This is a genomic window from Escherichia sp. KCJ4928, assembly GCF_004352695.1.
Lineage (GTDB): Bacteria > Pseudomonadota > Gammaproteobacteria > Enterobacterales > Enterobacteriaceae > ECMA0423.
This window is the reverse complement of sequence record NZ_SJWV01000854.1, coordinates 1-255: the sequence shown is the minus strand read 5'-3', so window position 1 is coordinate 255 and position 255 is coordinate 1. Positions and strand designations below refer to the sequence as shown.

Annotated in this window: 1 protein-coding gene; it reads left to right on the top strand. The window is 43.1% G+C overall.

Annotated features, from left to right (window positions below):
* A partial coding sequence (locus E0D98_RS27080) for a S6 family peptidase (protein ID WP_205713052.1) occupies positions 1 to 255 on the top strand: 255 nt, incomplete at both ends.

Genomic DNA, 255 nt, shown 5'->3' with positions numbered 1-255 from the left:
GGTATAAACGGGGTTTCCGGAGATGACCTTCATAAAGTTGGGGACGGAACGCTTATTATTAATGGCACAGGGAAAAATGAAGGGGGACTGAAGATTGGGGCTGGTACTGTAATCCTTGAACAAAAAGAGAAAAACAACGATTCAACGGCTTTTTCTTCCATTAACATCAGTGGGGGAAACTCGCGCGTTAAACTCTCAGGAGATAATCAGATTATACCTGATAATGTTTCCTGGGGATTCCGGGGTGGATATTTA